8 protein-coding genes are annotated in these 7,182 nt (G+C 66.2%); 5 read left to right on the top strand and 3 right to left on the bottom strand.

Annotated elements, in window-relative coordinates; genetic code table 11:
- The first annotated feature begins 131 nt into the window (after nt 1-131).
- The 5 genes from IE097_RS18300 to IE097_RS18320 are packed head-to-tail and all read left to right on the top strand — an operon-like array spanning nt 132 to nt 3,973.
- Nucleotides 132-803: an amino acid ABC transporter permease gene (locus tag IE097_RS18300; RefSeq protein ID WP_189462345.1), complete on the top strand. Its 672-nt coding sequence runs from the start codon at nt 132-134 to the stop codon at nt 801-803.
- On the top strand, nt 803-1,474 hold the full coding sequence (locus IE097_RS18305; protein WP_189462346.1) for an amino acid ABC transporter permease: 672 nt from the start codon (nt 803-805) through the stop codon (nt 1,472-1,474). The genes IE097_RS18300 and IE097_RS18305 overlap by 1 nt, the downstream gene beginning before the upstream one ends.
- A 1-nt stretch (nt 1,475) precedes the next feature.
- Nucleotides 1,476-2,210, top strand: coding sequence for an amino acid ABC transporter ATP-binding protein (locus tag IE097_RS18310; RefSeq protein ID WP_189462347.1), 735 nt, complete (start codon nt 1,476-1,478; stop codon nt 2,208-2,210).
- Nucleotides 2,211-2,214: 4 nt separating this feature from the next.
- Entirely contained in the window at nt 2,215-3,129 is a 915-nt protein-coding gene (locus IE097_RS18315; protein WP_189462348.1) for a glycosylasparaginase, read from the top strand.
- A gap of 43 nt (nt 3,130-3,172) precedes the next feature.
- Nucleotides 3,173-3,973, top strand: a complete 801-nt coding sequence (locus tag IE097_RS18320; protein ID WP_189462349.1) for a transporter substrate-binding domain-containing protein — start codon at nt 3,173-3,175, stop codon at nt 3,971-3,973.
- 55 nt (nt 3,974-4,028) lie between these two features.
- Here the strand turns inward: IE097_RS18320 and IE097_RS18325 are convergent, their stop codons facing one another.
- From IE097_RS18325 to IE097_RS18335, 3 genes are all read right to left on the bottom strand, one after another.
- Nucleotides 4,029-5,033: a LacI family DNA-binding transcriptional regulator gene (locus tag IE097_RS18325; RefSeq protein ID WP_189462350.1), complete on the bottom strand. Its 1,005-nt coding sequence runs from the start codon at nt 5,031-5,033 to the stop codon at nt 4,029-4,031.
- A 163-nt stretch (nt 5,034-5,196) separates the two neighbouring features.
- On the bottom strand, nt 5,197-6,423 hold the full coding sequence (gene sstT, locus IE097_RS18330) for a serine/threonine transporter SstT (RefSeq protein WP_189462351.1): 1,227 nt from the start codon (nt 6,421-6,423) through the stop codon (nt 5,197-5,199).
- A gap of 266 nt (nt 6,424-6,689) precedes the next feature.
- Nucleotides 6,690-7,182: pyruvate kinase alpha/beta domain-containing protein (locus IE097_RS18335; protein ID WP_308429734.1), on the bottom strand; the 493-nt coding region annotated here is incomplete at its 5' end.

Raw genomic sequence — 7,182 nt, forward strand, 5'->3', positions numbered from 1 at the left:
GTGCCCGGGTCCTGCCCCGATGCCGGCTGATACGGGGTCGGCATGGAGGAAACACCCCATGCTCGCGGTATTGACGGCCGGAAGCGCCGGCCCGTAAATTGAAACCGATTTCACTTTCAGGGTGAACCACGATGCAGTTCGACCTCACGGTCCTCCTCCCCTACCTCGGCGTCCTGCGTGACGGCGTCATTCTGACCGCCCAGGCCTGTGTGCTGGCGCTGGTCGGCAGCGTCGTCACCGGCGCACTGGTGGCGATCGCGTCGACGTCGGCGTCGAAACCGTTGCGGCGGATTGCCGACGTCTACGTCGACATCTTCCGCAACGTGCCGTTCATCGTGCAGATGTTCTTCTTCTACTTCGGTCTGCCGGTGCTCGGCCTTTACATCGACGCCTTCACCACCGGCGTGGTCGCGCTGTCGATCGCCGGCGGCGCGTTCACGTCGAATGTGATCCGCTCGGGCATCCTCGCGATCGACCCGGGCGTGATTGAGGCCGCGCAGGTGTTCGGCCTTCACAAGCGCACCGTCTTCCTGAAGATCGTCATGCCGATCGCGCTGCGCACCTCGATCCGTCCGCTCGGCGCGGTGCTGGTCAACCTGATCCTGACCTCGTCGATCCTGTCGACGATCACCCTGAACGAACTCACCGGGTCGGCCAAGATCGTCGCGTCCGACACCTTCCGGCCGTTCGAGGTCTATTTCGTCCTGCTCGTCGTCTACGCCGCGCTGACGTGGAGCGTCTCGCTGGCGATCGGCGCGCTGCACCGGCGGCTGAACCGCGACATCGTGGAGGTCGTGTCCTGATGCAATACGGCAGCTTTACCTGGTACGACCTCGTCCTGCTCGGGCAGGGCCTGTCGGTGTCGGTACTGGTCTTCCTCGCCACGTCGGCGATCGGGCTGGTCCTCGGCATCGCGTGGGCAACGGTGCGCTTCTACCGGATTCCCGTGCTGATGCAGCTGGTGATGCTGGTCGCCGAGACGCTGAAGAATTCGCCGGTGCTGGTGCAGCTTTTCCTGGTGTTCTTCGGCCTGCCGGTGCTGGCGCAGATCAACGTCACGCCGGTGCAGGCGGCGGTGATCACGCTGTCGGGCAACACCGCGGCCTTCATCTACGTGATCGCCGTATCGGCGATCGAGTCGGTCGGCCGCGACCAGATCGAAGCGGCGCGGGTGTTCGGCCTCTCCCGCTGGCAGACGCTGCGCCGCGTCGTCTCGCCGCAGGCGACCGCCTTCGCCATCGGTCCACTGATCGGTCTGGCGGTGAACCAGCTGCAGGTGACGTCGCTGGTGTCGGTGATCGGCGTCGTCGACCTGACCAAGATCGGCAACATCCTCAATCTGCGCACGCTCGAACCGTTCATCGTCTGGACGGCCGTCGGCGTGCTGTATTACCTGTGCGCCAAGCTGATTGCGCGGCTGGGTGGCAAGCTGGAGGCGCGCCTGCGCGTCCACAGCGACTGGAAAGGGCTGTGACATGATCAAGATCGAAGGCGTACGCAAGGTATTCAACGGCGTCACCGTGCTCGACCACATCGACCTGAAGGTCGAGAAAGGCGAAGTGGTGTCCATCCTCGGCTCGTCCGGCTCGGGCAAGTCGACGCTGCTCCGCTGCATCAACGGGCTGGAGAAGCTCGACGGCGGGCGCATCTCAGTCGACGGTTTCGACGTCGCGCGGCCGAAGGAGCTGGCCGAGGCGCGCAAGCGTTCGGCAACGGTATTCCAGCTGTTCAACCTCTACCCGCACATGACCGCGGTGCAGAACCTGATGCTGGCGCCGGTCGAAGTGCTCAAGGTGCCGAAGGCAAAAGCCGAAGCCGATGCGCGCGCACTGCTGGCCTCGGTCGGCCTCAGCGAGCGCGCCGATGCCTATCCGGCCCAACTGTCCGGCGGACAGCGCCAGCGTGTCGGCATCGCCCGGGCACTCGCGGTGAACCCGAGCTATCTGCTGCTCGACGAAGTCACCAGCGCGCTCGACCCGGAAATGACGGCCGAAGTGCTGCGCATCCTTGCACGACTGGCCGACGAGGGCACGACCATGGTCTTCGTCACCCACGAGGTCGAGTTCGCCCGGACGATCTCCAGCCGGGTGGTGTTTCTGGAAAAAGGCCGGCTGCTGGTCGACCTGCCGACCGCCGAATTCTTCGCCGACGACGGCGGGCTCGCGAACCCGCGCGTCCGGCAGTTTCTCTCCAATATGAGCAAGGGATGACACGATGATTCTGCTGGCCAACTCCGAAGCCTGGCCCGGCTTTGCCGACTCGGTCGCGCTGCTGAAACAGGGCGCCCACGGGCTCGACGCCATGGTTGCCGGCATCGGCAAGGTCGAGCGCGAGACCAGCGTTCGCAGCGTCGGCTACGGCGGCTGGCCGAACATGCTGGGCAGGATGGAATTCGACGCCGCGGTGATGGACGGCACGACCCGTGACGTCGGCGCCGTCGGTGCCCTGCCCGACATCCTGCCGGCATGCGCGGTCGCGCAGCAGGTGATGCAGCGGCTGCCGCACGTGATGCTCACCGGTGAAGGGGCCAAACGGTTTGCGATTGAAACCGGTTTCTCGCCGGAAGAAACGCTGCTCGACGACAGCAAGCGCATCTGGTGGGAACGGCTCGAAAAGGAACTCGGCGCCGACGCGGCCAGGTTCCCCGACGTGCCGCTGATTCCGCTGTCGACGACGATCACCGACCCCGAGCGCGTGCGCGACACCACGGTCTTCCTGTGCCGCGACAGCCAGCGCGGTATCCACAGCGCGACGTCGACGTCGGGCTGGGCCTGGAAGTATCCGGGCCGGCTGGGGGATTCGCCGATTGCCGGCGCCGGCTTCTACGCCGACAGCCGCTACGGTGCTGCCGCGTGTACCCATACCGGTGAAATGACCGTACGCTGCAGCACGTCGCGCAGCATCGTGCTGGCGATGAAGCTGGGCCATTCGCTCGAAGACGCGGTCGCACTCGCGGTCGAAGAGCTGTCCGAACTGTCGACCGGTTTCCTCGCCGGGGTGGTGATCCATGCGATCGACGCCCACGGCGATCACCGGGTCGTGAATTTCCGTTGCCAGGGCGACATCAAGTACTGGCTGTGGGAACCGTCGATGTCGCAGCCGGAGCTGCGCACGGCATTGCGCGCCTAACGGGCTCCAAACTCCAACCGAACGCTGACAGGGAAATCTCATCATGAAACGTCTCTTCTCCGGCTTGACCGTTCTGGCGCTGGCCACCGGCCTCGCTTTCACTTCCGCGACAGCCGTTGCCGGCAAGCTCGAGGACATCAAGGCGCGCGGCACCGTGCGCATCGGCGTCTCGCTCGGCGGCGAGCCGGTCGGTTTTCGCGATGCCCGCAACAATCCGGTCGGCTACGACGTCGACGTCGCCAACAGGATCGCCGCCAAGCTCGGCGTGAAACCCGAGTTCACCGACGTTTCCGGTGATGCACGGATCTCGATGCTGATGTCGGGCCAGCTCGACCTCGTCGTCGCCAACGTGTCGATCACGCCCGAGCGCGCCAAGGCGATCGACTTCTCCCATCCGTACAACCGTGCCGGCCTGCGGCTGATCGTGCAGAAGAGCGCCGGCATCAAGGACATCAAGGGCCTGAACGGCAAGAACATTGTCGTCGGCCGCGGCAGCACCGGCGAAGCCTTCATCAAGCGCGAAGTACCGGGCGCCAAGCTTGTCTACACCGACAACTTCGCGCCGGAAGGCGTGCTGCTGCTGCAGCAGAAGCGCGTCGACGCCGGCATCGAGGACTCGTCGCTGCTCGACTACCTCGCCACCAAGAACAACGCGCTGGTGACACTGCCGGGCCTGTACTCGAACGACCCGATCGGCATCGGCATCGCCAAGGGCGATCCGAAGTTCCTCGCCATGATCAACGGCTTTGTCGACGACTACATCAAGTCCGGCGCGTACGAGGCCAACTACAAGAAGTGGTGGGGCAAGACCGCCAACCCGCCGTCGCTCGCCGACAGCAAGTAAGCCGGTCCGCTACCCGCAAAAAAGCCGCGCATTGCGCGGCTTTTTCATCTCCGGTTCAGCCTGCACTGCTGCGCGGCACGAACCGCGTCGGCACCCGCACCGGCGGCATGCCGGGGCTGAAGCAGCCGGGATCGGCGAGGATTTTCAGGATTTCGCGCACGTAGTCGCGCTTGGCGTAACCGATCGATGCGACCGGGTAGGCATCGAAGTGCGTCAGCGACAGGTCGTCGAAGCCGTACAGGCGGAACCGCGTCGGCCGGCCGTCGGTGAACGACGCACGATGCACGTCGAGAATGCCCATCGCCATCGCGTCCGACGTGCAGAACACCGCATCGGGCTCGCCGGCGTCGAACAGCGACGACCCGGCAGCGTGGCCGCTGTCGTACGAGTAGTCGCCCTGCAGCGTCTGCAGCAGGCGCAGGCCGTGCTGCGCGAACGCGGCACGGTAGCAGTCGATCCGCGCCGCCTCGACGCTCGACGTCGCACGCCCGGTCACCAGCACCACGTCGCGCACGCCTTTGGCCGCGGCGTGGGCCACTGCTTCGGCGATGCCGCTGGCCTCGTCGGCGAGCACCGCCGGCGACTGCGCATCGCCTCGGCCGTTGAGCATCAGCGTCATCCCGGTATCGAACATCCTGCGCACGGTGGCGGCGTCGGCGAAATCGGAGAACACCAGCACCGCATCGACGTGCCAAGCGATGCCGCTGCGCAGGAAGTCCTCGACCCGGTCGACCGAGCCGACCCGCAGCAGGATCACCTGCTTGCCGAGGGTCTGGATCTCGCTGAGCAACAGGTCGAACAGGTCGAGGTCGCTCAGGTCATGGATGTGGTTGACGATGATGGCGACCAGATTGACCGAGCGCGTCGTCAGGCTGCGCGCCAGCAGATTGGGCGTGAAGCCGAGCTGCTGCGCCGCTTCGAGCACACGCTGGCGCTTGCCGGCGGCCACCGGTCGCGGCTCGCTCGACAAGGCGCGCGACGCCACCGCGCGCGAGACGCCGGCCAGTGCGGCAACGTCGGAAATGGTCGGCTTGCGATCCGGTGCGGGGTCTTGGCTCACGCGGCGAGAGTCCTGATGGGTCAGGCCGCCATGATACCTCGCCGCCGGCCCGTTACCGCGACGGCAATCGGTTTTCTTTCGCAACCGGTAATTGCGCCGGCGCACCTTCACCACGTGAAAACAGCCCGCGATGGCGGGCTGTTTTCGTCCGGACCTGCGCGGATCAGCGCGGGACCGAATGCGGATCGCGGGCGATGCACGCGGCAGCGGTCAGCAGCACATCGGTCGAGCTGTTGAGTGCCGTTTCGGCCGAATCCTGGATCACGCTGATGATGAAGCCGATCGCGACGATCTGCATCGCCACGTCGTTGTGCATGCCGAACAGGCTGCACGCCATCGGGATCAGCAGCAGCGAACCGCCGGCCACACCGGACACGCCGCACGCGGCCAGACTGGCGACCACGCACAGCAGCAGCGCCGTCGGCAGGTCGACCGGAATGCCGAGCGTGTTGGTCGCCGCCAGCGTCAGCACCGTGATCGTGATCGCGGCACCGGCCATGTTGATCGTCGCGCCGAGCGGAATCGACACCGAATAGGTGTCCTCGTTCAGGCCCAGCTTTTCGCACAGCTGCATGTTCACCGGAATGTTCGCCGCCGAGCTGCGGGTGAAGAATGCGGTGATGCCGCTTTCGCGCAGGCAGGTGAACACCAGCGGATACGGATTGCGGCGGGTGACCACGGCGACGATCAGCGGGTTGACGACCAGGGCGACGAAGGCCATCGAGCCGAGCAGGACCAGCAGCACGTGCGAGTAGCTGCGCAGCGCCGAAAAGCCGGTCGCCGCAACCGACTCAGCGACCAGGCCGAACACGCCGAACGGCGCGAAACGGATCACGATCTGCACGATGCGCGATACCGCGTGCGAGACATCGGCGAGGATCTGCCGGGTCGGCTCGCTGCCGTGATGCAGCGCGAAGCCGAGTGCAACGCCCCAGGCCAGCACGCCGATGTAGTTGGCGTTGGCCAGCGCGTGGACCGGATTGTCGAACACCTGCAGCAGCAGGCTGCGCAGCACTTCGGTAATGCCGCTCGGCGGATTGGTCGACGCCGCCGCGGTCACCAGCGTCAGCGACGACGGGAACAGGAAGCTGGCGCAGACTGCGACCAGCGCTGCGGCAAAGGTGCCGACCAGATACAGCACCAGCACCAGCTGCATGCCGGTGGCGCTGCCGCGACGCTTGTTGGCGATCGACGACGCCACCAGCAGCAGCACCAGCAACGGGGCAATGGCCTTGAGCGCGCTGACGAACATAGTACCGAGCAAGGCGGCGGCCTCGCCTGCGGCCGGCCAGGCCAGCGCCAGCAGCGCACCGCCGACCATGCCGGCGAGGATGAGCAGGATCAGGTTGCCGGTCAGGAACAGCGACAACCATTTGGATGCGAATCGCATGGATTTCTCGATATGGAGTTGAACCGGTTGAACGGGGCCGGACCGGTCTGCGCCGCGCGTGGCGGACAGCGTTTTCGTCCCGGGCCGCGCTTTTACCCTGCCGCCGTCCGCCGGCGCAATCACCGCTTTCCCGAGTGTCACGATAGCGTACCGTGACAAGGGCATGCGATTTTCGGTGGGCTTCCTGCTGGCGCCGTCTGCCGCAGGGGCCGGCCGTTCACGCAAAAAGGCCCGCAACAGCGGGCCTTTTGCGGTCGGTGCGTCGGTCAGCGTGCGCTGATTTCCAGAATCCGCAGCGTGTTGGCCCCCTGTCCGGCCGGCTGACCGAACGTCAGCGCGATCCGGTCATTGGCCGCCGCCACCCCGGCTTGCAGCAGCGCCGTCTGCACGTGGGTGATCTGCGCGTCGCGATCGACCATGTCCGCCCCCATCAGCACCGGCTGCACGTGGCGGAACAGCGCCATCTTGCGGTAGGTGGTCAGATCGCGCGTGAACCCGTACACCGGCGTGCCGCTGATGTAGCGCGACAGCCAAAGCGCCGACGTACCCGAGTTGGTCAGCGCCGCGATGGCCTTCAGGTTGAGATGGCCGGCGGCGTACAGCGTCGCCATGGCGACGGTCTGGTCGATGCGGTCGAACGGCAGCGTATCCTGCGGCGCCTCGCCGCGTCCTTCGACCGAGCGTTCTGCCTCGATGCAGGTGCGCACCAGCGCCTCGACCGCTTCGACCGGGTACTTGCCGGCCGCCGATTCCGCCGAC

It is taken from the genome of Jeongeupia chitinilytica (genome assembly GCF_014652315.1).
In the GTDB taxonomy this organism is placed as follows: Bacteria; Pseudomonadota; Gammaproteobacteria; order Burkholderiales; family Chitinibacteraceae; genus Jeongeupia; species Jeongeupia chitinilytica.